The sequence below is a fragment of the Streptomyces sp. NBC_00510 genome (genome assembly GCA_036013505.1).
Classification (GTDB): Bacteria; Actinomycetota; Actinomycetes; order Streptomycetales; family Streptomycetaceae; genus Actinacidiphila.
Genome location: CP107851.1, coordinates 559434 through 585085, shown reverse-complemented (window position 1 = coordinate 585085; position 25652 = coordinate 559434). Strand labels below are relative to the sequence as shown.

General features: G+C 69.2%; 23 protein-coding genes. 13 read left to right on the top strand and 10 right to left on the bottom strand.

Annotation, left to right across the window (positions count from 1 at the left end; all coding sequences use genetic code 11):
- The first annotated feature begins 3 nt into the window (after positions 1-3).
- Positions 4-129: a hypothetical protein gene (locus OG937_02770; protein WUD70680.1), complete on the top strand. Its 126-nt coding sequence runs from the start codon at positions 4-6 to the stop codon at positions 127-129.
- An 88-nt stretch (positions 130-217) separates the two neighbouring features.
- Here the strand turns inward: OG937_02770 and OG937_02765 are convergent, their stop codons facing one another.
- Entirely contained in the window at positions 218-1186 is a 969-nt protein-coding gene (locus OG937_02765) for an aldo/keto reductase (protein WUD78609.1), read from the bottom strand.
- Positions 1187-1387: 201 nt separating this feature from the next.
- Here OG937_02765 and OG937_02760 point away from each other — a divergent pair, with 201 nt between their 5' ends.
- From OG937_02760 to OG937_02725, 8 genes are all read left to right on the top strand, one after another.
- Positions 1388-2374: an alcohol dehydrogenase catalytic domain-containing protein gene (locus OG937_02760; protein ID WUD78608.1), complete on the top strand. Its 987-nt coding sequence runs from the start codon at positions 1388-1390 to the stop codon at positions 2372-2374.
- Positions 2371-3132 carry an SDR family oxidoreductase gene (locus tag OG937_02755; protein WUD70679.1) on the top strand — a complete coding sequence of 254 codons (762 nt, stop codon included), beginning with the start codon at positions 2371-2373 and terminating at the stop codon, positions 3130-3132. The genes OG937_02760 and OG937_02755 overlap by 4 nt, the downstream gene beginning before the upstream one ends.
- 892 nt (positions 3133-4024) lie before the next feature.
- Positions 4025-5395, top strand: a complete 1371-nt coding sequence (locus OG937_02750) for an ABC transporter substrate-binding protein (protein ID WUD70678.1) — start codon at positions 4025-4027, stop codon at positions 5393-5395.
- A 1-nt stretch (position 5396) separates the two neighbouring features.
- A complete protein-coding gene (locus OG937_02745; GenBank protein WUD70677.1) occupies positions 5397-6350 on the top strand; it encodes a sugar ABC transporter permease in 954 nt (317 codons plus the stop codon).
- A 2-nt stretch (positions 6351-6352) separates the two neighbouring features.
- On the top strand, positions 6353-7255 hold the full coding sequence (locus OG937_02740; protein ID WUD70676.1) for a carbohydrate ABC transporter permease: 903 nt from the start codon (positions 6353-6355) through the stop codon (positions 7253-7255).
- 31 nt (positions 7256-7286) lie between these two features.
- Entirely contained in the window at positions 7287-8468 is a 1182-nt protein-coding gene (locus OG937_02735) for a mandelate racemase/muconate lactonizing enzyme family protein (GenBank protein ID WUD70675.1), read from the top strand.
- The gene (locus OG937_02730) at positions 8465-8803 is read left to right on the top strand and encodes an L-rhamnose mutarotase (protein ID WUD70674.1); all 339 of its coding nucleotides are present in this window, start codon (positions 8465-8467) and stop codon (positions 8801-8803) included. The genes OG937_02735 and OG937_02730 overlap by 4 nt, the downstream gene beginning before the upstream one ends.
- Positions 8800-9636, top strand: coding sequence for an amidohydrolase family protein (locus OG937_02725; GenBank protein WUD70673.1), 837 nt, complete (start codon positions 8800-8802; stop codon positions 9634-9636). The genes OG937_02730 and OG937_02725 overlap by 4 nt, the downstream gene beginning before the upstream one ends.
- Here the strand turns inward: OG937_02725 and OG937_02720 are convergent.
- Positions 9621-10403, bottom strand: coding sequence for a FadR family transcriptional regulator (locus tag OG937_02720; GenBank protein ID WUD70672.1), 783 nt, complete (start codon positions 10401-10403; stop codon positions 9621-9623). The genes OG937_02725 and OG937_02720 overlap by 16 nt on opposite strands.
- Positions 10404-10969: 566 nt before the next feature.
- On the bottom strand, positions 10970-11560 hold the full coding sequence (locus OG937_02715; GenBank protein ID WUD70671.1) for a TetR/AcrR family transcriptional regulator: 591 nt from the start codon (positions 11558-11560) through the stop codon (positions 10970-10972).
- Positions 11561-12270: 710 nt separating this feature from the next.
- Here OG937_02715 and OG937_02710 point away from each other — a divergent pair.
- Positions 12271-15012, top strand: coding sequence for an AAA family ATPase (locus OG937_02710; GenBank protein WUD70670.1), 2742 nt, complete (start codon positions 12271-12273; stop codon positions 15010-15012).
- Positions 15013-15075: 63 nt separating this feature from the next.
- On the opposite strand, the gene OG937_02705 is transcribed toward OG937_02710, so the two are convergent.
- Positions 15076-15903: an SDR family NAD(P)-dependent oxidoreductase gene (locus tag OG937_02705; protein ID WUD70669.1), complete on the bottom strand. Its 828-nt coding sequence runs from the start codon at positions 15901-15903 to the stop codon at positions 15076-15078.
- Between the two features lie 620 nt (positions 15904-16523).
- Here OG937_02705 and OG937_02700 point away from each other — a divergent pair.
- The 3 genes from OG937_02700 to OG937_02690 all read left to right on the top strand — a co-directional run bounded on the left by OG937_02700 (position 16524) and on the right by OG937_02690 (position 19288).
- Positions 16524-17345 carry an alpha/beta hydrolase gene (locus tag OG937_02700; GenBank protein ID WUD70668.1) on the top strand — a complete coding sequence of 274 codons (822 nt, stop codon included), beginning with the start codon at positions 16524-16526 and terminating at the stop codon, positions 17343-17345.
- Positions 17346-17542: 197 nt separating this feature from the next.
- On the top strand, positions 17543-18397 hold the full coding sequence (locus OG937_02695; protein WUD70667.1) for an alpha/beta hydrolase: 855 nt from the start codon (positions 17543-17545) through the stop codon (positions 18395-18397).
- 135 nt (positions 18398-18532) lie between these two features.
- Positions 18533-19288 carry an IclR family transcriptional regulator gene (locus OG937_02690; GenBank protein WUD70666.1) on the top strand — a complete coding sequence of 252 codons (756 nt, stop codon included), beginning with the start codon at positions 18533-18535 and terminating at the stop codon, positions 19286-19288.
- 341 nt (positions 19289-19629) lie between these two features.
- Here the strand turns inward: OG937_02690 and OG937_02685 are convergent, their stop codons facing one another.
- Genes OG937_02685 through OG937_02660 form a run of 6 tightly spaced genes read right to left on the bottom strand, consistent with a single transcriptional unit; the run spans position 19630 to position 25450 of the window.
- Entirely contained in the window at positions 19630-20856 is a 1227-nt protein-coding gene (locus OG937_02685) for an acyl-CoA/acyl-ACP dehydrogenase (protein ID WUD70665.1), read from the bottom strand.
- Positions 20853-21266: a hypothetical protein gene (locus OG937_02680; protein WUD70664.1), complete on the bottom strand. Its 414-nt coding sequence runs from the start codon at positions 21264-21266 to the stop codon at positions 20853-20855. Before OG937_02680 ends, OG937_02685 begins: the two co-directional genes overlap by 4 nt.
- Positions 21263-21682: a hypothetical protein gene (locus OG937_02675; protein WUD70663.1), complete on the bottom strand. Its 420-nt coding sequence runs from the start codon at positions 21680-21682 to the stop codon at positions 21263-21265. Before OG937_02675 ends, OG937_02680 begins: the two co-directional genes overlap by 4 nt.
- Positions 21679-23280 carry a hypothetical protein gene (locus OG937_02670; GenBank protein ID WUD70662.1) on the bottom strand — a complete coding sequence of 534 codons (1602 nt, stop codon included), beginning with the start codon at positions 23278-23280 and terminating at the stop codon, positions 21679-21681. Before OG937_02670 ends, OG937_02675 begins: the two co-directional genes overlap by 4 nt.
- Entirely contained in the window at positions 23277-23957 is a 681-nt protein-coding gene (locus tag OG937_02665; protein ID WUD70661.1) for a nitroreductase, read from the bottom strand. Before OG937_02665 ends, OG937_02670 begins: the two co-directional genes overlap by 4 nt.
- A complete protein-coding gene (locus OG937_02660; GenBank protein ID WUD70660.1) occupies positions 23954-25450 on the bottom strand; it encodes a hypothetical protein in 1497 nt (498 codons plus the stop codon). Before OG937_02660 ends, OG937_02665 begins: the two co-directional genes overlap by 4 nt.
- Positions 25451-25652 lie beyond the last annotated feature (202 nt).

Genomic DNA, 25652 nt, shown 5'->3' with positions numbered 1-25652 from the left:
GGAATGAGCGCTGATGCGATGACGGCGCAGGCGCCGAGCGCCGCAAGGGCGCCGGCCCTGCGCCTCCATCGTCTGCTCACCGAGCGCGTCGAGTCTGACGTCGATGTCATGTTCGATCGCTTCCTGTGATAGGGGCGTTGATGCCCGACACAGAGTTAGCATACGTATGATGTTTGCGACAAGATTCATGTGACGTATGATCTGGAATCCCGGAGGACTAGCTTGTCCGGACCGGGTCCGGGACGAGCCCTGTGACGTGCAGTTCCTCCCACAGCGCCTCCGGGATCTCCGCCCGGTATCGCGCGACATTGCTTCGCACGTGCTCCTCGGTGCGCATCCCCGTCACCACCGAGGCGACCGCGGGATGGCGCAACGGGTATCGGATGGCGGCCGCGGGAAGCTCCACGCCGTGCCGCTCGCAGACGGCGGCGATGCGGACGGCACGTTCGACGACGGCCCGCGGCGGCGCCCCGTAGTCGTAGGTCGCCGAGTCGTCCACGAACTTGGTGCTGAGCAGTCCGGAGTTGTAGACCGCCGCGGCGACGACGCCGACACCGCGGGCGGCGGCGACGGGCAGCAGGTCGTCCAGCGCCGATTGATCGAGAAGGGTGAACCGCCCCGCGACCATCACCACATCGACGTCGGTCCGCCTCACGAACTCGGCGAGCATCGCCGCCTGGTTCATGCCGGCGCCGATGGCACCGACGACACCCTGGTCCCGAAGCTCGGCCAGGGCGGCGATCCCGCTCGACGACGCCGGCCCCCAGTGGTCGTCCGGATCGTGCAGATAGGCGATGTCGAGCCGGTCCGTCCCGAGCCGCGTCAGTGACTCCTCCACGGAACGCAGGATCCCGTCGCGGCTGAAGTCCCAGACCCGCCTCTTCGTGGCCGGCACGACGAACCCGTCGTCGTCGAGCAGGTGACTCGTGTCCGGGCTGTCCACGAGCAGGCGCCCGACCTTCGAAGAGATGACCACACCTCGCCGAGTGGCCGCATGGAGGGCGTCTCCCAAGCGGCGTTCGGACAGCCCGAGGCCGTAGTGCGGCGCGGTGTCGAAGTAGCGGATCCCTTCCTCGGCCGCGGCTGCGACGGCGCGATGCGACTCGTCGTCGGTCGTCTCGGTGAACAGGTTGCCGAACTGGGCTGCACCCAGGCCCAATTCCGTGAGCTGATGCCCGGTGCGCAGTCCTCGGGTCGGGAGGGTCTGCTCCAGGGATGTGTGGTCGCGCTGCGGCGGATTGCTGGTCACGAGGCTGAATGTAGCAGCGACAGCATACGTATGATGTTTCCTGTTAGGCTGCGCAGGGCTGTGGGCCGCTGCGGCCCGCGACATAGCGAGGAGGAGCCGATCGGTATGTTGGCGGCAAGTTACGTAGGCGCGCGCACGATGACGGTCGAGGAGCGGGAACCGGCTGAGCCGCGTGCGGGGGAGGTCCGTGTCGCCGTGGCGTACGTCGGAATCTGCGGCACGGACCTCCACGTGTTCCACGGGGACATGGACGGCCGGGTCAGCAAGCCGGCGACGATCGGACACGAGATGTCGGGCACGATCGTCGCCCTCGGCGCCGGCGTGGAGGGCTGGTCGGTGGGCGATGCGGTGACCGTCATGCCGCTGGCCTGGGACGGCACTTGTCCGGCCTGCCGTGCGGGGAACCAGCACATCTGCCAGAACCTGGACTTCATCGGCATAGACAGCCCCGGAGCCCTTCAGGAGTACTGGAACGTACCGGCGTCGACACTCGTGCGGCTGCCTTCGCAGATCTCGCTGCGGGACGCCGCGCTGGTGGAGCCGGTCGCGGTGGCGGTTCACGACGTACGCCGTTCCGAACTTGCCGCAGGCGACAAGGCGGTCGTCATCGGTGCGGGCCCGATCGGCGTTCTGATCGCGACCGTCGCTGCCGCGTTCGGTGCCGAAGTCGCGATCGCCGAGATCGACCCGACCCGGCGGGCCGCTGCCGAGGAGATGGGGCTGACGACGCTGGACCCCTCGTCGGTCGATCAGGTCGCCTGGGTGGAGGAGTGGACGGACGGCGCCGGAGCGGACGTCGTGTTCGAAGTCTCCGGCTCGGCCGCCGCCGTGCTCGCCGCCACCAGCCTGGCGAAGGTCCGCGGCACGCTCGTGGTGGTGGCCATCCACTCGCAACCGCGGCCGATCGACCTGCACCGCGTGTTCTGGCGGGAGCTGAGGTTGCTCGGTGCACGGGTCTACCGGCGCCACGACTTCGAGCGTGCCATCGAGCTCTTGGCCGAGGGCGCGATACCGGCCGAGAAGCTCATCACGGGCATCGTGCCCCTGAGCGACGTGGAATCGGCGTTCGGTGTCCTCGAGGCCGGGCAGGCGATGAAGCTGCTCGTCGAGGTGAGCGCGTCATGAACCTGTTCGACCTGACCGGGCGCCTCGCTGTCGTGACGGGGGCCAAGCGTGGAATAGGGTTCGCCGTTGCCGAGGCCCTGGCTGCTGCCGGTGCCGACATCGTCGGAGTCTCCGCCACCCTCGATCCCGAGTCATCGGCGATCGGCGACCGCGTGCGCCGGCTCGGCCGTGAGTTCTCGGGACACCGCGTCGACTTCGCGGACCGGCAGCAGGTGACCCGGTTCGCGGAAGAACTCGCTGCAGGCGAGCGCCCGGTGGACATCCTGGTCAACAACGCCGGGACCATCCGCCGTGCTCCCGCCGCCGAGCACCCCCTGGAATGGTTCGACGAGGTGCTCGAAGTCGATCTCACCAGCACGTTCGTGCTCAGCCAGGTTCTCGGGCGGAGGATGCTGGAGGCGCGGCACGGGCGCATCGTCTTCACCGCCTCCCTGCTCTCGTTCCAGGGCGGGATCAACGTGCCGGGCTATGCGGCGGCCAAGTCCGGCGTGGCGGGACTGATCCGGGCGCTCTCGAACGAGTGGGCCGGACACGGTGTGACCGTCAACGGCATCGCCCCGGGCTACATCGCGACCGACAACACCCAAGCGCTTCAGGACGATCCTGACCGGTCTCGCGCGATCCTCGAGCGGATACCGGCGGGGCGGTGGGGAACGGCGGAGGACATCGCAGGCGCTGCCGTGTTCTTGGCGTCGGACGCCGCGCGCTACGTCTCCGGGACGGTCCTGCCGGTCGACGGTGGCTGGCTGGGCCGATGAGGCTCTGCGAACGCCCGTCGGTGGTGACGACGCTCCGGCGGGAAACGGCGCGGGCAGCCTGACGGGCGATCACGTGCTGACCTCCGCCTCAACGATGGGGCTGTTCCGCGCCGCCGACGCCGGCGACCTCCTCGAGGTGGTCGATGACCGCACCGCGACCGGCGTGCGCGGACAGCAACGTTGCCCTGGTCCGCGGCCCCCTCGGCAATGAGGCGGTCCGGGCAGGGCGAGTTCGGAAGCCCCGGCCGCTGTCCGGCCGTGGACGACTTCGACTCCCACTGGTGGATCACGTCACCGGGATCACCGTATCGATCTCCGACTCGGCACGCGAGAGCGGACCCTGCGGAACTCGTCCCCGCGCTTGAGCATCCCGGTCCGTCGACGGCGCTGGTCAAGCGGGGTGCCGCCGGCAGCAGCGGCTTCCACGGCGGAGCTGTACTCGAGCGTGCCGCCCTCGCGGTCCCGGTCGTGGACTCGGTGGGCGCGGGCGCGGCTTCGCCGCCGACTTCCTTGCCGGCTACACCGAGGCGGCCGACATGGCGGCCTGCCTCTACCGGCGGACGTCCCGGACGTGCCGGCTGCGGGCGGGCCGTCGGTGCCCTGGGTTTCGGCGAAGCCAAAAGGCGCAGGTGCCGGTGTGGCGTTGAGGGGCTGGCCTGGCCGGCGCTGCCAGGGTCCCTTGGATGTCGGTTGGCTTCGCGACCCCGAACTGCCAAGAAGCCAGGCTCTCATGCCCGCAGCCGACGGCAACCACCCCAACCCGGCCACCGTTCGATGCGCACCCTCAAGATCGGAACGACAACAGCCACCCAAAGTAATGACAAACATCATACGTATGCCCTACAGTCCAGGCGCGGAGTCGTCAACGAAGTCGACAAGACAAGGACATCCCATGGCCGGAATCCACACTTTGGTGCGTTCGCGCCGCAAGGCGTCGACCGTCGCCGTAATGTGCGCCGCAACGGCACTCCTGACCCTCGCTGGTTGCGGCGGCCAAGGCAGCTCGGCGAACGGGTCGTACGGCTTTCCCGAAGCCAAGCAGGAGGCCTCCTCGACGATCACCGTCTGGGTGGACGCGGACCGGCAGGCTGCCGCGAAGGCGTTCCAGACGGCGAACCCGGACACCAAGATCAAGGTCGTCACCTATGACGGGTCGGCCAACGGGTCCAACTCCTTCCGGACGAAGATGCAGCTCTTCGACCGCGCCGGCAGTGGCTGGCCCGATGTCGTCTTCTCCAGCCAGAACAACGACGCGGCATGGGCCAGCCAGAAGAGCGCCGGCAAGCAGGCGTTCGCGGCCGTGCTGGACAAGGGCCTCGTCCCGAAGGACACGCTCAGCAACTTCACCGAGGGCTCGCTCAACCCCTGCACGGTGGACGGCCGCGTGTACTGCCTGCGCAACGACCTCGCCCAGGCGGTGCTCTGGTACAACAAGTCCCTGCTGGATCAGTTCGGCTACGCCCTCCCGACCACGTGGGAGGAGTACCAGGCGCTCGGGGAGAAGGTCGCCAAGGAGCACCCCGGCTACATCGTCGGGACGGCCGGGGACGCCTGGACGCCCGAGGTGTTCATGTGGGGGAGCAAGTGCCAGGCCAATGACGTGCCCGGCCCCAAGTCCCTCACCGTGAAGACCGACTCGACCGAGTGCAAGCGGGCGGCCTCGATGCTCGACGTCCTCCGCGACAACGGGACCGTGCCGGTGGTCAGCGTGTTCACGCCCGAGTTCCTGAAGAAGTACTCGGGCAAGGTGCTGATGATGCCGGGTCCGGCCTGGTACGCCGGCGCGATCTTCAACAACCCCCAGTCGCTCAAGGTGCCGGCCGGGCAGCTCGGTGTCGCCGCGCCGTTGCCGTGGAAGGGCGAGAGCGCGGCCGTGACGGGCAACGTTGGTGGCGGAACCTGGTTCGTCTCCAGCCATTCGAAGAACCTGAAGGCCGCCGAGAAGTTCGTCCGGTTCGTCACCACGGCCGACGAGTACCAGGTGAATGTCGCACCGGGTTACCCGGCGTACGCGCCCGCCGCACAGAAGTGGATCGCCAAGCAGGAGGCGAGCAAGTACTACGCCACCCCGCTGCAGCCGGTGGTGACCGCGGCGTCGCAGGTCTGGGACGGCTGGGGTTACCCCATGTTCAGCCAGGAGGCGATATGGGCGAAGACGATGACCCCGGGGATCACGGGCGGCAAGTCGATCGTGGACCTGCTGCCGACCTGGCAGACGGCCATCGAGAACCAGGCCGAGGTCAACGGATACAAGGTGAACTGAAATGACCCTGGCTCCTCCGAGTGGCCGGCCGGCCGTTGACGCCTCGGGGCGTCGGCGGTCGGGCCGGGGCAGCGGCCGGCCGGCCGGCCGCGCCTTCGCTCGTAGTCCGATCGGCTATCTCTTCGTCTCGCCCTACGCGTTGCTCGCCGTCGTGTTCGGGATCGTCCCCTCGCTCTACGCAGTAGTCCTGGCCTTCACGAACGCCGACGGTGGATTCGCAGGCTTCGACAACTTCACCAAGGTCGTCGGCGACTTCCGGTTCTGGCCGGCCGTGTTCCACGTGACCACCTATCTCCTCATCTGGCTCCTCGGGCTGGTCCTCTTCGTCGTCGGCCTGGCGCTGGTGGTCCACGCCGTCGGTGTGCGGTGGGTCAGCACGACCCTGCGCTTCGTCTACTACCTGCCCGGCGCGCTGGCGGGCGCGTCCAGCGTCCTGTTGTGGCTCTTCGTCCTCGATCCGACCGCGAGCCCGGTCAGCGGTCTGCTCACGGCGATGGGGTTCGAGAGCTTCGTGCAGGTGATCCAACCCGGCCACCTTCCGGCGATCTTCGCGATCATCGCGTTCTGGACCGGAGCCGGCGGCTGGATCCTCATCATGTACGGCGCCCTCAACAACATCAGCACCGAAGTGATCGAGGCCGCCCGCATCGACGGTGCGAACGCCGTCCAGATCGCGCTTCGGATCCAGCTGCCGATGCTGCGCAAGTGGGTCGCGTACATGGGCGTCATGTCGCTCGCGGCCGGCACCCAGCTGTTCGTCGAACCGCAGTTGCTCAGCCAGGCCAGCAACGCGGTGGTGCCCAACGACTACTCGCTCAACCAGCTGGCCTACCAGTACGCCTTCCAGCAGAACGACTTCAACGGCGCGGCCGCGATCTCGCTGATCCTGCTGGTCGTCGCGCTCCTGCTGTCCTGGGTGTTCGTGACCCGCGGCGGCCTCTTCGAGAAGGAATGACCATGGCAGCACTCTCTGCCGAACGCCGTCGGCCGAGCCTCAGCGGGTGGAGCGGGCGGTCCATCATCGGCGTCCTGCTCGTCGTCTTCGTCCTGTTCTTCGCCGTCCCGATCGTCTGGCTGCTCCTCGCGGTCACGAAGTCCTCGAAGACGCTCGTCGTCGCCGACCCGTTCTCGCTCGGGTCGTGGTCGGACTTCGTCGCCAACTGGCACCAGCTGTTCGACTTCCAGGACGGTGCGGTGACGACCTGGATCGGGAACTCCGCGCTGTACGCGATCGGCGCTCTGGTGATCACGCTCCTCGTGAGCATCCCCGCCGGCTACGCGCTCGCGCTCACGGAGTTCAGGCTTCGGCAGGCGCTGCTCGTGCTGACGCTCGTCGTCATGCTGATCCCCAACACCGCACTGGTGCTGCCCATCTTCCTCGAGCTGAACGGCGTCGGGCTGATCGGGAGCCCGCTGTCGGTGATCCTGCCCATGTCGTTCTTCCCGTTCGGCGTCTATCTCACCTACATCTACTTCTCGACCAGCATCCCTCGGGACATCCTCGCGGCCGCGCGCATCGACGGCTGCAACGGCTTCCAGGTCTTCACCCGGGTCGCCCTTCCGCTGGCCGCCCCGATCGTCGCCCTGGTGGCGTTCTTCAGCTTCGTACAGAACTGGAACAACTTCTTCCTCCCGTTCGTGATGCTGCCCTCGAGCGACGGCTATCCGATCCAGGTCGGGCTCACCTCGCTCCTGGCGTCGACCCCGGCTTTCAATCCCAGCTCCGCGGGATCCGACTCCGTCCAGCTGCCCACCTTGGCGCTGGGGACGATCGTGTCGATCCTGCCCGTCCTGGTCGTCTTCCTGTTTTCCCAGCGATTCCTGGTCGCAGGCATGACAGCTGGAGGAACCAAGGAATGACCACTCGCACTTGCAAGGAGAACCACCGCCGATGAAGATCACCGGGTACCGCAGTCTGAGCACCGTTCACGACTGGGGCAGAATCACCGGGGACGTCAACGGTGTCCAGCCCGGCCACGCCACGCCGGTCCCCGTCCTCATCATCGAGACCGACAGCGGAATCGAGGGAGTGGGCCTCGGGGCCCACGCCGACATCGCCCGTGTCTTCCCCGCGATCGAGGGCGACGACCCGCGCTCGGTCATGGCGCTCTACGACCGCATGCTCGACTGGGTGTTCAAGGCCGGTCACTCAGGATCCACCTTCGGCACCATCGGGGCGGTCGACATGGCCCTCTGGGACATCAAGGCCAAGGCCGCCGACGAGCCGCTCTGGCGGACCCTCGGGGCCCGCGAGCGCTTCGTCCCCGGCTATGCGTCCGGTCTCGAGTACGGCCTGACCGAGGACGAACTCGTCGACCTCTACGGCCGGTTCGCGGACCGCGGGTTCAAGGCCGGCAAGCTCAAGGGCGGCCGCGACCTCGACCGCGACCTGCCCCGGCTGGAGATCATGCGCGACGTCCTCAGCCGCAACTCCCGTCGGCCGGCGCTCATGTTCGACGCCAACGAGTCGTGGAACCACGCCCAGGCGGCCCGGTATGTCGCGGCCATCGAAGAGCGCATGGACCTCACTTGGGTGGAGGAACCGCTGCGCCGATGGGATGCGGCCGGCATGGCCTCGCTGCGCGGGAAGGTACGCGCGGCGATCGCCAGCGGCGAGAACCTGACCGGGCTGGAGCAGTACCGCCCTCTGCTCGACGCCAACGCGGTGGACATCGTGCAGGTCGGCAACGTGTGGGGGATCACCCATTTCCTCCGCGTCGCAACGCTCGCGCTCGCCCACGACCTGCCGGTGAGTCCCGTCGCGTACAACGCGAACCCGGTGGCGCACGCCGCCGCCGCCGTACCGAACCTGCTGACCTTCGAAGTCCAGGACCTTCACTTCCCCGTCGGTCTCGATGTCGACCAGCAGTTCGACGACGGAGGCATCGTCCTGGGCGATCGCCCGGGCATCGGGATCGTCGTCGACGAGTCCCGGATGTCACCGGCCGACGCCGCTCCGCCCCGGCCCGCGGCGACCGGCCCGCACATCAGGCCCGAACGCGCCGCCCTGCGGCTGGTGGCCGAACCCGACGTGATCGACGACCCGACGCACCGCGGAGGCCGAACCCGATGACCCGTCGACCCGAGCGCAGGGCCTTCGTCGTGGGTGTGCGGCCCGACAAGCGCGAGGAGTACCTGACGCTGCACCGTGCCGTGTGGCCGGGCGTCGAGCGAAAGCTCACCGAATGCAACGTACGCAACTACAGCATCTTCATCTTCGGCGACATCCTCTTCGCCTACTACGAGTACGTCGGCGAGGACCACGAGGCGGACATGCGACGGATCGCCGACGACCCGGTTTCGCAGGAATGGTGGACGCACACCGACCCGTGCCAGGTGAGGATCGCCGAGGAGCGTGATCCCGGGGCGCTGTGGCAGCCTGTCGAGGAAGTGTGGCACCTCGCATGAACGCCGGCATCGACGCCCATGTGCACCTGTGGGACCGGGCCGTGGACCCGCAGGAATGGATCGACGTGGAGACCATGGCGCCGATCGCCCGCGACTTCGGCGCCTGCGATCTGAGTGGGATGCTGGCCTCGACCGGACTCGACGGTGCCGTGGTCGTGCAGTCGAGCAACAGCCTCGAGGAGAGCATCCGGCTCGCCAAGCTGGACTCTCCCGCCATCGCCGGCCTCGTCGCGTGGGTCGACCTCACGGCGGAGGTCGGACCTCAGCTCGACCGGATCCGCAAGGACGCCGCTGTCCCCGTCGTCGGGGTGCGGCATCTGGCCCACATCGACCCGGACCCGGAGTGGATGATGCGCGAGGAGATCAGCGCGGGCCTCGCCGTACTCGAGCGTGAGGACCTCTGCTTCGACCTCGTCGTGCGTGAGTGGCAGCTTCCTCAGGCGACCCGCTTGGCCGCGCGCCACGGCGGACTCCGCTTCGTGCTCGATCACCTCGGCGGTCCGCCCGTGCCCGGGCAGGACAGGAGCACGTGGGCGTCGCGGCTGCGGGATCTCGCGCGGCAACCGAACGTCGTCGCGAAGGTCTCGGGACTCGCGTCGGGCCTCGCCCCCGGATCGTGGCGGGCAGCCGATCTCGCCGCCCCGGTGACGATCGCCCTGGGATCCTTCGGTCCTGAGCGTCTGCTCTATGGCTCCGACTGGCCGTTGGCGGAGCTCGGCGGGGGAGCGGCGCCCTGGAAGTCAGCTGTGGAAGCCCTGCTCGAGGGGCTTTCCGCCGCGGAACGCGGACGTGTGTTCGGCGGCAACGCTGCCGACGTCTACTCGCTCTCCTGATCGAGCGCCCGGCCGCGCGCCCGTGGCGCGTGGTCGGGCAGCCGACGACGCTCCCACGAGGTGTGGATGTGATCGTGCATCGCCTTCTGGGCCGCGTCGACGTCCTTCCGTGAGATGGCATCGACGATCGCCGCGTGTTCCTTGAGGGTCAGTGTGACCGCGTCAGGGGGGTCGATGCCCTGGTAGCGGCTGGACTCGGTGGCGCGCTTGTACAGATGCTTGGCGATGTTCTCCGCCAGCCGGTTGCCGGAGATCTCCATGAGCGCGTAGTGGAACACCACGTCCGCCTGCCGGAAGGAGTCCGTCTCGGACTCGCTCTCACGCATCGTGGTCAACGCGTTCTCCAGCCGCCTCAACCCATCCGCGCTGCGGGTGGCGGCAACGGCTCCCGCCATCGCCGACTCGAGGCTCGCCCGTACGATCGTCAGCTCGTCGAGGACACCGAGCGTCGCATCGTTGTCGATCAACGCGGACAGCACCACCGGATCGAGCATGTTCCAGTAGCCCGGCGCCCGCACCTGGGTGCCGCGGCCCTGGGAAACGATCACCAGGCCCTTCTCCTCGAGCCGCTTCACCGATTCACGCAGCACCGTGCGACTCACGCCGAAGTGTTCGCTCAGCGGGCCCTCCGGAGGCAGCAACGCGCCTTCCTTCAACTGGCCCGTCACGATGAGGTCGACGAGCTCGGCAACGACTGCAACACCCAGGCGGCTGGCGGGCAGGCGCGGCGGGAACAGACGGTTCGAGGGCTGCGACTCGGATGGCATACGTATGACCTTATCGCTCAAGCAATCTGCGGGCGAAGAGGTTCGTGGTTCACGACATGTCTTCGACGTGACGTCCGGGTCGCAGAGGCGTTGCCGACGGGCAAACTCGAAGTCGCCGGCAGCGGCTGCCGGGTGGGGCCAGGACCCCGGTGGCCGCCGGAGCAGGCCGGACTGCTGCCGGCCGCACAGACCGCGAGCTGAACATGGCCACGCACCCCGGAAGCGTCTCGTCCGCCAGTTGGCTCCGGAGATCTTCGCTCTGCTCGGAGTCCGACCGATCGCGGCCGCCCGAGTACTGGTCAGTTGGTCGCACCCCGGCAGATTCCGCTCCGAGGCCTCCTCCGCCGGTTTCTCGTCCATCCCTGCATCGTCAGGGTCGACCGGCCGGCACCACATCGTCGACCGACGGCTCAACTGAGAGCGGCCTGCCTTCGTGTCTGCTTGGGCGGTTCACTGTCGTCGGCAACGTGGTGTTCCCCGGGGTCGGCGGCGGTCAGCTCATGGGCCTCTTGGCGTGTGAGGTGGCGTCGCCGACGACAGCGTCCTGACACCGGCCCGCCCTTCCGTCAGCCCGACGCGACGACCAGGTCGACACCCTGGACCAGGGTGCGCGCCGCGGACCGGGAGTCGCCGAGGTAGCCCGCGACCATCGCTCCGTCACGTAGGGCGACCACCAGGTCGGCGGACTGCCGGGGGTCCGTGACGCCCATGGTCGTGAGGGCGTCCTCCAGTACCTGGCGGAACCACTCGCGGTGCCTCAGCACGGCTTGGTGGATCGGGCACTCCCGATCCGGGTACTCCGCGGCCGCGTTGATGAAGGGGCAGCCGCGAAACCCGGGACCGCAGATCTCCTCGCCGATGCTGTGCGCGACGACATCGAGCAACGCCGCACCTCCCCCCGTCTTCTCGGCCGCCACGGCCACCCGGGCCCGGATGTCGTGATCGGTGGCGTCCAGGTAGCAGCGCACCAGGTCGTCCTTGCCCTCGAAGTGCCGGTAGAAGGTGCCGCGTGCGACGTCGGCCTCCGCCATCACCCGGTCGACGCCGACAGCGCGAATCCCCTCGGTGTAGAAGAGCCTGCTCGCCGTGGTCAGCAGCCGCTCCCGTGCCGCCGACCTGCGGCTGGTCGTGGCAGGCCCGCTCTTCGTCTCGGTCATGGAGACATTATATAGAACGTTCCTTCCATAATCTTGGGAAGCGCGGGCGGGCGCCCAGGTCGCAGCGCCACTGGGACAACCGCGACGGGGCCGCCGAAGGGCCGCTCGCATGCTCGCTGGGCGCCGTCGATGTTCCCGTCGGGACGGTGCAGGTGGAGCGGACCGGTGTGCAAAAGGAAGCGAGGCCTGTGCCATGGGCCGACGGTGCCGACTATTCCCCGACAGGAGGGCGGGAAATGGCCGTGGGGGCGAATGGCCGTTGACTGCCGGAATGAGTACGCGAAATCAACGGGTCGAGGGGCGCCTTTCCTGCTCCCCGCGTCGTGCGCGTTCCGTTATTTCTCGCATGGTCGCCGCTGGATGGGCACCTGACGGCCGCCCACCTGGGCCGGGACCCATGCGGCGAGGGGGGTTCCGTCGAAGGAGCCCGTGTCCGGAAGGCACACTACCGCCCGCAGGCACTCACCGGGATACGACTTTCACTCAGTGAAAGAATCTCCTCCCGAGTTTTCCGGACTGCCGACGGACTCAGTGGAAATACGGCTCGGTGAGGTGATTCCGGGAGTTCGCGGGCTAACATGAACCTCCCCTTGCCAATGAATTCAAGGAATATCCGCCCGAGTGGAACCCGGGCGGACGTGGACGGCTGACGGGAGTGTGGACGGGTGGGCTACGGCGACCCCTTTGATGACGGAGCCGCTGGCGCTCCGGTGGGGCGTGCCAAGGAACTGGATCGCATACGCGCGTTCCTTGGCGCCACCGACCGTGGCGGGGCGCTCCTGCTGTCGGGGCAGGCGGGGGTGGGCAAGACGGTTCTGCTCAACGCCGTGGCGGAGGCGGCGTCCGCGACCGGGACGCGGGTCCTGCGTGCGGCCGGCGTCGAGTTCGAAGCCGACGTGAGCTACTCCAGCCTGAACCAACTCCTCTTCCCTCTCTCCGAGACGTTCGGCGATCTGGACAGCACCCATCAGGAGGCCCTGCGTGTCGCGCTGGGCCTCGGCAGCGGAGCGTCGCCGAACCGACTCGTCGTGTCCAGTGCGACCCTCATGCTCCTTCGCCAGGTGGCCGCACCTGACTCCCTGCTGCTCGTCATCGACGACCTGCAGTGGGTGGACCGCGCAAGCGCCGCCGTGTTCGGCTTCGTCGCCCGCAGGCTCGGCGGCAGCCGGATCGGCTTCCTCGGCGCCGTGCGCCAAGGAAGCGAGACCTTCTTCAACCGCGGTGGACTGCCCGAGTACGAGGTGCCGCCGCTGGACGAAACGTCGTCCCGGGCGCTGCTCGACGCGCGATTCCCGAACCTTGCCGAACGAGTGCGGCGTCGGCTGCTGTCCGCGGCCGAAGGGAACCCGCTGGCCCTGCTCGAACTGCCCACGGTGCTGAGCGGGCAGCAGCGCATGGCGCTGGAGAACCTTCCCGCGGTCCTGCCGCTGAGCCAGCGGCTCCAAGCGCTGTTCCTCTCCCGTGTCTCAGGCCTGCCGGCTGCCACCCGCCGCCTGCTGCTGCTCGCCACGATGGACGGAACCGGCGATCTCGGGGTCCTGCACGCGGCGGCGCGGCAGGACGGTTGCGACGCCGACCTCGAAGATCTCGCCCCGGCCGAGCAGGACCAGCTGGTCACCGTCGATGAGGGCACCCGGCGGCTCGTCTTCCGGCACCCCCTGATCCGCTCGGCCGTCGTCGACGCCTGCTCCAGCGCCGAGCGCCGTGCGGCGCACCGGGCCCTGGCCCAGGCTCTGGCGCATCAGCCCGAGCGCCGGGCCTGGCATCTCGGAGAAGCGTCCGTCGAGCCGGACGAGCAGGTCGCCACCCTGCTGGAGCGGGCCGCCCACCGCATCACGGTGCGCGGTGACGCCCTGGGGGCGGTTGCGGCGCTGATTCGGGCGGCCGACTTGAGTCCCCACGGGTCGGACCGGGCGCGCCGCCTGGCCGAGGCCGCTTACATCGGCGCCGACGCGACGGGGGAGCTGCGCGGCGTCTCGGAGCTGCTCGAGGACGCCCGACGCGCCGACCCGGACCTGGCCGGGTCCCTTCGCTCCGCCGCTGCCGCCGTCTATCTGGTCATCAACGGTGACGGGGACATCGACACGGCTCACCGCCTGCTGGTGGGCGCCATCGAGTCCGGCACCCACCAGTACGACGCCGAGGACAACGCCGTCGTCGACGCCGTGCACCTGCTGCTGCTCCTGTGTTTCTTCAGCGGCCGAGCGGAGTTGTGGGACCCCTTCTACACCGCGCTCTCCCGGTTGCGCCCGGAGCCGCCCGCACTGCTGTCCGTGGCCGGCAAGACCTTCTCCGACCCGGCGCGTTCGGGAGCGGCCGCGCTGGACCAGCTGGAGGGCATCCTCGGCGGACTTCCCGAAGAGACCGACCCCGGCCGCATCGTCAGGGTCGGCACCGCGGCGCTCTACCTCGACCGGTTGTCCGACCTCCGTGAGCCCTCGTGGAAGGTCGTCCGCCAGGGACGGGACGGCGGCCCGGTGCGCCGGCATCTCGGCGCCTTGATGCACCTGTGCCTGGACGACTACCTGACCGGCAGGTGGGACGAGTGCGTCGAACTGGCCGAGGAAGGAGCCCAGCTCTGCGAGGACTCCGGATACCGGTTCTTCACCTGGTACTTCTGGTATTGCAGGGCTGTCGTCGCCGCGCCCCGCGGGGAGGACGCGACGGTCGTCCTCCTCACGGGTCGCATCTCCCAATGGGCCGCACCGCGGGGCGTCGGGACGGCACTGCACTACGCCCGGCACATACGTACCGTGGCCGATCTCGGACGTGGCGACTTCACCGGCGCCTATCGTCACGCGACGGCTATCAGCCCCGCGGGCACCTTCGCCTCCCATGTGCCGCACGCCCTCTGGGTGATGATGGATCTCGTCGAAGCCGCGGTCCGCACCGACCGCCCAGCGGAAGCGGCCGCTCATGTGCGCGCCATCCGGGACAACGACATCGCCGCGCTCTCCCCGCGGCTCGCGCTCCTGGCCGGCGCTTCGGCCGCTCTGTGCGCCACGGACGACGAGGAGTCGGTGCGTCTGTTCGGTGAGGCATTGGCCCTGCCGGACGTCGAGCAATGGCCATTCGATCTGGCCCGGGTGCGGCTGGCCCACGGCGAACGGCTCCGACGAGCCAGGGCGAACGCGGAGGCCAGAGGGCAGTTGACGCTGGCCCACGACGCCTTCGCCGAGCTTCGCGCCGGTCCCTGGATGGATCGTGCGGCCAAGCAGCTGCGGGCCGCCGGATGGGTTGCGCCGAGGACCGAAGCGGGCGGGAAGGTGCTCACGTCGCAGGAGCGGGAGATCGCGGACCTGGCGGCATCGGGGCTGAGCAACAAGCAGATCGCCGAACGGCTCTATCTCTCGCACCGGACGGTCGGAGCGCACCTTTACCAGATCTTTCCCAAGCTCGGCATCACCTCCCGGGCAGCGCTCCGCGACGCGCTCGGTGCCTTGGAGGAGTGAGACCCGCGCCCACGCCGGATACCTTTCCGCTTCCACGCCCTGACCGCACCCTTCCGTATCTGCCTAACCGACGTCGCCGGTACCCGGCAGCCGGTCACCGGGCGCACCGGCGGTGACCCGCGGCGGGCGAGCGCCCTTCGGGCTGTCCACCACGGCTGCGACGGCCTGTGCCGTGCGGGCGAGACGCGCCGCGGTGGCGGCCTGATCGGCCAGGTGCGCGTCGACTCGATCGACCAGACCGGGATACCGGCCCTCGTACGCCTGCGCCGTACCGAGGTCGTCCGGAAGGACCAGCCGCAGCCGCCGGCCGGTTTCGGGCACGGTCAGCCCGGCCACGACGACTGTGACCTCCACCCCGAAGCCGGCCAGCTCTTTCGCGTAGCTTGCCGCGAGATGATCGATCACCGCGACGCTTTCGGAGTGCAGGGCGAGGTAGGGGGCCTCGTTCGCGGGGTCGCCGCGGGACACCACCCAGACCAGCAGGCCGTCCTGGCGTTCGCGCATCTGCGGCAGCACAGCACGGTTCACCCGCTGGGTGGACAGCACGTTCGCGTCGTAGATCTGCGCCAACTGGTAGGGAGTGAAGGACTCGACGGGGCCCCGGGGCACAGGCCCCATGGTGTGGACCACGCAGTCGATCCGCCCGGCTTCCGCCGTGATGTCGGTGACCGTGGCGCAGACCGAGCGCTGATCGGCGACGTCGAGGGCGATCGGACTCGGCCGAGCGCCCTGATGGCCTGCATCCCCGTCCAGTTTGGCGGCGATCGGTGGATGGCCTGAGGCAGCGCCCATTCCGGCGTAGGCGATGTGACCGGCTCCGGCCAGGGCCTGGGCAGTCGCTGCCCCGAGGCCGCTGGACGCCCCGGTGACAAGGATGATCTTCGACATCATGCTCCTCGGCGCATGGTGGGAGCGGTGAGGCGGCGGTAGTCCTGGCCAACGATGGGCCACGACAGATCCGGCACCGGCGCGTGACCGCACGGGCACTTGCTCAGTATCGGTCCCGGTGGGACCGGCCCGCATAAGTCATCTGACAGTGCCGACGACTGGGGTTCATGGCTGGTCCGGGGCCGAGCGGCGGCGGAATCCACTCGCCCGGGCTCAGGGCCGCGACTTCTGGACCTTTCGCCTGAGGAATCCGGGCCTTGCGCGGTCCCTGGCGCTCGCGCTGCCGCCCGGCGACCGGCCGGACACCTGGTGCGCTGTCGAAACGACTGCCCGGCACGGCTCGGTGACCGGTTTTCCCGCAGGCGTTCGACGGATGTGGGACCGGGGCTTCCGGCGACAGTCTGGGGGCGCTGCGGGAGGCCGGCGCGCGCTGCCGGCTTGGCGCGGTCCGGATTCGTGCTCGATGCAGGTCGACGCCGGCTCGGCATGCGCCCGATGCGTGCTCGTACGCGCTGGACATGTCCTGACGGTGCGCCCCGTGCCTTTCGCGGCACCGCTTGCCTGCGGGCATCGGCGGGATTAGCTTTAATGAACAGAACGTTCTATTCGTTTCGGAGGTCCGCATGAGTGAGCCCCACGCCAATGAGGCAGGCACGATCGTGCTCATCCACGGCCTGTGGGTGAACCCGCGCAGCTGGGAGGGGTGGAAGCAGTACTACGAGGCGCGGGGGTACGCAGTCATAGCTCCCGCCTGGCCGGGTCTGGACCGCGAGGTGGAGGAGTTGCGGCGCGACCCCTCGGGCATCGCGGGGGTCGGCTTGCGTGAGGTGGTCGACCACTACGAGCGGATCATCCGCGCCCTGCCTCATCCGCCCATCCTCATGGGCCACTCGTTCGGCGGCACCATCGTGCAGATCCTGCTCGATCGGGGCCTGGGCAGTGCCGGGGTCGCCATCGACTCCGCAGCCGTCAAGGGCGTTCTTCCGCTGCCGCTGTCGACCCTCAAGTCGGCGTGGCCGGTGCTGGGAAACCCGGCCAACAAGAACAAGGCGGTCTCCCTGACGGCGCGGCAGTTCCATTACGCCATCACCAACACGCTCGACGAGAGCCAGTCCGACGCCCACTACGAGCGCTACGCCGTCCCCGGCTCGGCCCGGGTCCTCTTCCAGGGGGCGTTCGCCAACTTCAACCCCCGGGCCGCCACCCGGGTCGACTTCCGCAACGGCCGCAGGGCCCCGCTGCTGTTCATCGCGGGAGAGGCCGACCACATCGTCCCGCCCAAGGTCAACAAGGCCAACTGGCGCCTGTACCGCAAGTCGCCCGCCGTCACCGAGTACCAGGAGTTCCCCGGGCGCTCGCACTTCATCATCGGCCAGGACGGCTGGCGGGAAGTCGCGGACTACGCCCTGAACTGGGCCGAGGAACACATCCCCGCCCACGTGTGACCGCACATGCGGACCGCGGGACCCCGCCGGCCCTGATCTGCCGACCTTTGACCTCATGAATGCGCCGTCCGTCACGGACGGTCCGGCGCGACACCCCCCGCCGCTCGCGGGGGCTCTCCCGGGGACGCGACCGTCGCGTGCCCCACCCGCGGGCCTGTGCGCCCGCCGCAGCAACACCATCACATCAGGAGAAATCCATGCTTCGCCGTCGTACGTTCCGCATAGCCGTCCTCGGCGCGACCGGTGTCGCCCTCGCCGGCGGCGTGACCGCGTTCGCGTCGGCCGCGCCCGCGCACAACACCCCGGCCGGTCCCAAGCCGACCATCGTCCTGGCCAACGGCGCCTGGTCCGACGCCGCCAGCTGGGAGGGCGTCATCAACCGCCTGCGGCGTGACGGCTACCCGGTCGTCGCGCCGCCCACCGGTCTGCACGGCGTGGCCGCCGACTCCTCGTACCTGGCCTCCTACCTCAACACCATCAAGGGCCCCGTCGTCCTGGTCGGCCAGTCCTACGGCGGCATGGTCATCACCAACGCCGCCACCGGGAACAAGAACGTCAAGGCGCTCGTCTACATCTCCGCCTTCGCGCCGGACAACGGCGAGGACGTCAAGACCCTGACCGCGAAGTTCCCCGGTTCCCAGATCAGCAACGACCCCAACGCCCAGGTCCCCACCGCCCTCTTCCCTGTCGGCTACCCCAAGGCTGACCACAGCATCGGGGTCGACCTCTACGCCAAGGCCGACCAGTACCGCGACCTCTTCTTCAGCAACCGCGTCAGCAGCAAGACCGCCGCCGAACTCGCCGCCACCCAGAGCCCCATCGCCGCCGAGGCCCTCGGCGAAGCCTCCCCCGGCGACCCCGCCTGGAAGACCGTCCAGTCCTGGTACCTCGTCTCCAAGGACGACCACGTGATCCCGCCCGCCACCGAGCGCTTCATGGCCAACCGCGCCCACGCGCACACCGTCGAGGCCGACACCCCGCACGCCGCGCAGGTCACCAACCCCGGCACCGTCGCCAACCTGATCAAGAAGGCCGCTGAGTCGGTCCACTGACAGCAAGCGGGTCGCGGGGCATCGCCCGCGGCCCGACGGGCCCCGCACGACGGCCCAGGCCGTCGTGCGGGGAGGGGCGGTGGCCGGGCGCCCGGCAAACGGCGCGGAGGCCGTCCCGCACACGAAGGAAGGGGCATGGACATGTCCGATGAGCACGGCATGTCGGTGACAGACAAGGTCCTTGCGTTGCTCGGGGCCTTCTCCCGCGAAAACCCCGCACTCACCCTCACCGAGCTGTCCAGGCGAACGGGTCTGCCGTTGCCGACGGTTCATCGTCGTGCTGCCGAACTCGTCGCCTGGGGAGCCCTGGAGCGTGGACCCGACCGGCGCTACCGGGTGGGCCTGCGGCTGTGGGAGGTGGCCACCCTCGCGCCTCGCGGATTCCCGCTGCGCGACGCGGCCCTGCCGATCCTGTACGACCTGTACGACGTGACGAAGGAACAGCACATCCATCTCTCCGTGCGAGACCACCTGGACGTCGTCTTCCTGGAGCGTCTGAGCGCGCCGGGCGCCCCTCAGGCCGACAGCCGGGTGGGAGGCCGCTTCGGCGCATTCGCCACGGGAGCGGGACTCGTCCTGCTCGCCCACGCGCCTGATGACGTTCGAGAGGAGTACCTGAGCACCCCACCGCGTCGCTACACCAGCAACACGGTCACCTCTCCCGCCCGGCTCCGCTCCCTGCTGGCCGAAGTCCGCAGGGAGGGGTACGCCAGCAGCGACAGAATGGTGGGGCCGGACGTCCACTGCGTCGGAGCGCCGATCCACGGTGCGGGCGGATCGGTCGTGGCAGCCATTTCGATCGCCTTCAGGGCAGGCAGTCAATCCCCTCAGACGCTCGCTCCCGTCGTCCGCGTGGCGGCCCGAAAGGTTTCCCGCGCGTTGCGCGAGTGAACACGTCTCGGGCCGGTCGACGGTCCGCTAAAGAGCCCTCTCGTCGGCCGTCAGCGGTCGACGAGGGGCTGCATGGTGAGGACGGTGTCCTGTAGTTGAACAGCGTGGGGCATCAACCCCGACTTTCTCACCGTCGACTGGCAATGCGCTGGCGCGCCCAGCGCTGTACCGCTCACGTCACTGTTCGCAATGCTGCGGACAGCGCTCAGATTGTCTGGGAACCCTTTGACTCAGTCCGCCACCGTCACGGCCGGCCCTGATCGCGACGAAGTGGCGGCCTACCCAGGTGGATCGGGTGGGCCGCCGTCGTGCGGTGGTGTGACCCGAGGCCGGTGCGGACGTCAGAGTCTGTGGAAGAACGGGTCGTATGGCTCACCGAGGACGGCCCGGCCGATGGTGGCCAGCACGTGGTCGTCGTTGTCGTGGAGCTTGTACAAGGTCAGATCGCGCAGGATCCGCTCCACCGGGCTTGGGCGGATCAGGCTGCGGGCGCCGCACGCGCGGATGACGTGGTGCACCGTTTCTTCCGCCAGATGCCCGATCACATGCCAGGCCCTGCTGCCGGCGATCCGGGCCTCGTCGAGGTTGCCTTCGTCCCACAGACCTGCGACCTGGCGCAACCAGAGGTGGGCGGTCTCGACATTGACCGCCATGCTGCCCACCCGCTGCTGCACATAGGGATCACCGCTCTTGCCCTGCCGTTTCACATACGCGAGCCCGTACTCGTATGCGGCCAGGGCGCCGCCGAGGAAGCTGGCCGCGTACTGCGGGACGAAGGCGGTCTGCCACTGCCCGTCGAAGTAGCCGCCGGGGCCGCCGATGAGATGCTCGCGCGGTATGAAGGTGTCGTGGAAGCGCACCACGTGGCTGGCCGTCGCGCGCATACCGACGGGATCCCACCACGACGTGTCCACGGTCACGGTCGGGTCCGACAGGTCGCAGGCGAGCAGCAGGAGCCTGCCGTGGACCTCCCAGGTTTGGCGTGCTCCGCCGGGGCCGGCCGGATCGACGAGGAGGATCGCCCACTGTGCGCCGGTGGCGCCGGTGGCGAACGCCTTGCTGCCGCGGAGGGTCCAGCCGCCCTGGACGGGGGTCAGCGTGGTGCCGAAGCGAGCGCTCTCGCCCGGCTTGGGGGTCTGGGGTTCGCCGCTCCAGGCGGCCCAGTTCTCCCCGTGTTCCACCACGCCGGTGAACCAGCGCCGCTTCTGCTCCGAGGTGGCGAGGGCGTCGATGAGGACAAGTGAGTTGGCGTGCCCTTCCCAGCAGCGGGCCAGCGACAGATCGGCCTTGGCCAGCGTGGTGGTCATCTCCCACAGGGGGAGGGTATTGCGTTGCGCGGGGCCGTAGCCCAGTCCGCCGTACCCCCGGGGCACAGCGGCGCCCAGGAGACCGTCGGAGAACAGATCGTCGAAGTCCTCGGTGGGAAAGGCGGTCGTGCGGTCGTACTCATCGGCACGGGGGGCGAATCTGTCTTCGGCGAGCTTCGCCAGGGCACCGAGAACTGCCTGGTCGTCGCCGACCGCCAGTTTGCGGGCCGGACGGGTGGCGTGGCCCAGGTCGTCGGTCATATGGGGGTGGCCTCTTCGAAGCGGAAGAAGTGGGCGCGGTACATCGTGTTGGGTATCTGGGTTCCGGTGGGATGGACGGTATGGACATCGATGGTCAGCAGGCCGCGGTTGAGGTAGCCGACGATGACCACCTGCCGGGAGTCGAGCGGGCCTTCGGCGAGAAAGGCCACGGCCTCGGTGGCGTCGATGTCGTCGGCCAGCGGGACGGCGGGCAAGATGGCTCTGGTGACGGGTGTCGTGGTCGATGCGAGCGCGCCTTGTGAGGGCTCCGGGCCGCCACGCTCGGTGATCCGCAGCGTGAGCCCGCTGTGGTCGACCGCGGCATCGACCACGTGGATACCGGCGGCGGTGGTGTCGCAGTTGACCCAGCTGCCTGCCAGCGTTGCCGGATCGACCACATGTGCCGTCATGGCCGTGCCTCTGCCCTGTGGAAGAACGAGCGGGCCCAGTGATCGGTACCCCCGCTGGCATCGCTGAAGACGGTGCATGTGGTGGTCACCAGGACGCCCGCCTTGTGGTAAGCGCCCACAACGGTGCGCCGCGAGCCGAAGTCGTAGACCGCCGAGAACGACGAGGCGACCGACGGTGTGTCCGGCGTGGTGTACAGGACCGCCGACTCCTCACCCCAGTCGCGTGGTTGCGGGCCACCGGTGCCGAAGGCCCTGACGAACATGCCCCCCTCGTGCCAGGTCACGCTCAGCTGGCGGGCGCCCTTCAAACTGCGCTGGTCGGTGTTGACCCAGTCGCCCAGCAGCGTCGAGACGTCCGGCGTGCCGGGCGGCCGCGGTGTGGCCGGTCCGGCGGAGGACGCGGATCGGGTCGTCATGGTGCCTCCCTGCTCGTAGGGTGCGTCGGGGCGAGTCCCGCTGATTCGGTGAGGTCGTGGGCATCGGGCGGCTCGGCTTGGCCGAAGCACACGGTGTGCAGAGGCAGTGCCTCGGGCAGCGGATGGCCCGTCAGCAGCTTGAACTGCTCCTGTACTTCGATGAACAGGACCTCCCAGCCGTCGATGCCGATCAGTCCTCGGGCGCGGGTGGCGCCCATGAGCGCGGTCGGCGGATCGCGGTAGGCCATCTCCAGCACCGCCGCGTCCCAGTCGACGGTGGAGACCGGGAACGGCTCCCGTTCCACCAGGGGCGTGGCATGAGCGAGCACGGTGTACCCCGCCGGGGAGAACCGGGACAGCGGCACATAGGGAAGCCCGAGACGCGAGGAGGCTGCCCGGCCTAGCGCAACCCCTCGGTTGACCAGGGTCACCCGGGCTCCGGCCTGGCACAGGGCCAACGCGACGGCCCGCCCGGCACCGCCGCAACCGATGACGGCGGCCCTGCGGCCGCTCGGATCGACTCCGGCCCGGGCGAGGGTGTGCAGGGCAGCGGAGGTGTCGGTGGTGGCCGCGCGCCAGCGCCCGGCGTCGAGGCACAGCAGGTTTGCCGCCCCGCACCCCCGTGCCTCCGGGTCGGCGATGTCGGCCGCTTCGAGCGCGCTTTCCTTGTGGGGGGCGGTCACGGTCAGCCCGCGCAGCGGCGGTCCGCCCAGCGCCCCGAAGTCCATGGCCTGGTGCAAGAATCGGGAGAACACATCCACCTGGAAAGGCAGGTAGAGCGCGGGCAGCCTCAACTCCCGCAACGCCGCGTTGTGCAGCCGGGGCGACAACGACCGCCCGGGGGCACGCCCGGCAATGCCGAACAGGCCGCTGAGCGGGGGCAGCGCGGGCAGGCCGTAGTCGGTGAGGAGTTGGCTCACGCTGGGCATTCCGTCCGCCCCGGCGATACCAGCCCGGCCGAAGACTACGGGTGCCCCCAGCCACGGCGCCAGCACCCGGGTCCAGGTGCCGGCCGGGCCGGACGCGAACGCCGTCACATCGGTACGTCCGAGCCCGGTGAGCAGCAGCGGCGCTGCCCATCCTCCCTGCGTGCCCGACTGCGGCACGAGGAGGTACTGGGCCGCTGGTACGGCGGCCATCGCGGCGAACCGCTCGAGCAGTGCCGCCGAGGAATGGAGCAGACCGGACCGGAGGCCAGGGTCGGACCGTTGCTCCGGGCTTGGGGGCGCGTGCCAGGAGATACGCCGCTGCTGGGCCGCGATGTCCGCCAGCAACTCCGGCGCCACGTCGTCCATGGCCTCCAGATCGACCAGGTCGTAGTGGTCCGCTGCGCGCAGCAGCCGGGTGCGCCGCTCGACCGGGCCGGCGGCGGAGCGGCCGCCGTGTCGCGGCGAGCGCAAACTGTAGGTCAGCGGTCCGGGAAAATGCCGGCGCAGCCGGTGCGGATCGGGATCGCCGATGAGGTCGGCGCGGACCTCCAGCACGTCGGCCACTCCTGCGAGCGCACGCAGGCGAGCCGCGGTGAGGTCTTCCGGTTCGGCGATCACCGCCACCAGACGGGCCCGACGCCCGACGTCGGCACCATATCGGCTCGTCAATCGCGCCACTGGACGTACTCCTCCAGACCGGCCCGCCGCGGAACGAACCGATTGACCGGGGCCGCCTCGTCCGCGTACCCGACTGCCAGAGTGCACACGACGAGCCGGTCGGTGTCGATTCCCAGCTTTAGGCGCAGCACATCCCCGTAGCCGGCGACACTGAACTGCGGGCAGCTGCTGAGGCCCCCCGCCACCAGTCCGAGCATGACGTTCTGCAGGAAGAAGCCCATCTCCAGGAAGGTGCCCGGCACCGCGTTCCCGGGCAGATGGCAGACCAGGGCGGTCGGTGCCCCGTAGAAGCGCAGGTTGTCACGGAGATGGGCCCGAGCGGCGGCGTGGTCCGGGGCGGCATGGCCCTTGGCGAGCAGTACTCCCGACGCGGCGTGCCCGGCGCGGCGCTCGACGGCGTCGTCAAGCGACGGCGGCCGGTTGGCGTAGTCCGGTCTGGGCGGATCACCGCGGTCGAAGCTCTCGCACAGGGCAGCCACCAGCGCCTCCAGGGCGCTGCCGGTCACCACCGTCACCTGCCACATCTGGGTGTTGCGGCTCGAGGGCGCGTGGCCGGCGGCCAGGAGTACCTCCGCCAGGACCTCCCATGGCACCACCCGATCCAGAAAGGCTCTCGTGCAGTGGCGGGAGGTGATCAGGGACAGACCGTCGCGGAGCCCGGGCGTCATCCGTGATCACCCTCGTCCGAGAGCGGAGCCGCAGCGCCCCCCGGGTCGCCGAGGAGCTCGCGAAGACGCACGTGCACGGACCGCTGGATGTGCCGGGCGCACCTGCGGTGCACGTCCAACGGCTGCCCCTCCGGATTGGGGATGTCACGGAGCGGGTCCAGACACAAGGCGCGGCCCTCGGCCTCGGGCGCCATGGCGATCACCCTGTCGCGGTGGGCTCGGGTCATGCAGTAGATGACGGAGCTGACCCGGCAGACTTCCGGGGTGACCGGGCGTGAGCGGTGGCGGCGCGGATTCCCCCGGCCCGGCACCCGCTGCAGACCGAGTTCAGCGAGCGCGGACCGGGCGTCCTCAGTCATCGGGCTCGCAGGCTGCGTCGTCGCGACACCCGCGCTGGAGAACCGGAAGAGGTGTGGGACTCCCGCCTCCGCGGCCTGGGCCCACGCGATGACCTCGGCCATGGGCGAACGCGAGGTGTTCCCGCCGCAGACGAACAGCACGCGGTATGCCGCGCCGGTGCAGCGTGTCCGCCACCAGACCAAGGCCGATGGATAGGACAGGGCCCCCGCCGCGCCGACACCGAACGCGAGCGCGATGAGCTGAGAGGTCCCCGGAGCTTGGAGTCCGGCCACCCACGCGAGCGAGAATGAGGCGACCAGGCCGGACATCAGGCTGGCGAACGCCCATGCCGGCACACCCCAGGTGTACTCCCGCCGGTCGAGATAGATCAGCGTAGCGAAGACGAACAGCACCTCATATGCCACTCCTATCCCCGCTGCCGCCAAGGCGGCAGGGGTGCCGAGGAATGTGGTGAAGCCCGCGCGCAGTTGCGGTTGCCCCACCAGCGCCCCTGCCCCCAGCAGCAGAGCCAGGCATACGGGTGCCGCGACATGCTCCTCCGCGAAGTAGCGGCGGTCTGTTGCGACAACCCCGTTCTTGGCCACCCGGATCATGATCTCGAACCGGCCGAGGTAGCCGACGAGGTAGATGAGGACGCTCAGCGCGGCAGCAAGCGGGAGGAGGTAGCTGTGCACATCGCCGAGAGCCACCGAAACCGCTATCAGGCTGAGGCACAGCGCTACCCAGGAGGGTGTCGTCACCCGCCGCTTGCGGGTCATGTCGACCAATGGGGAGAGGACCAGGACTCCTCCCCGCATCAGCAACAGCATGAAGAGGATCGAGACACCGGAAAAGGTGTAGTTCATCGTGGTGGAGCCGATGATGAGCGACGTAAAGAAGCCGGCCGCCAGCGTCTCCCGGCCCGGTACCGGGATCCGCGCGTTGCCGATCCCGCTCCGTCGCATATGCCGCCACCGACCAGTGAGGCCGAAGAAGACGGTCATCGCCGCGAGCTGTCCGAGGACGGCTGCGGGCAGCAGCACGAAACCGTTGACCGGCTCAGTCGACAGCGGAGTCACGCCGCTGGCCAGGGCCTTCACCAGCATGGCGTAGGGAATGTACGAGACGAAGTAACCGAAGGTAAGCCAGCCCATGTGCATAACCCGTCGCTGATCGAACGTCGAGGTCTCAACACGGTGAGTCCGGGATCGACACGCCTGACCGACACCTGACCGGAGCACATGCCGGGTAGCCCTCTGGACGGTTGACCGCCGCGCACAAGGCAGTCGGGAATACTGCCCCTTTGTCGAGGGGTATATTGTGGACAGACGCGAATCCCCGGGACCGCTTCAGAAA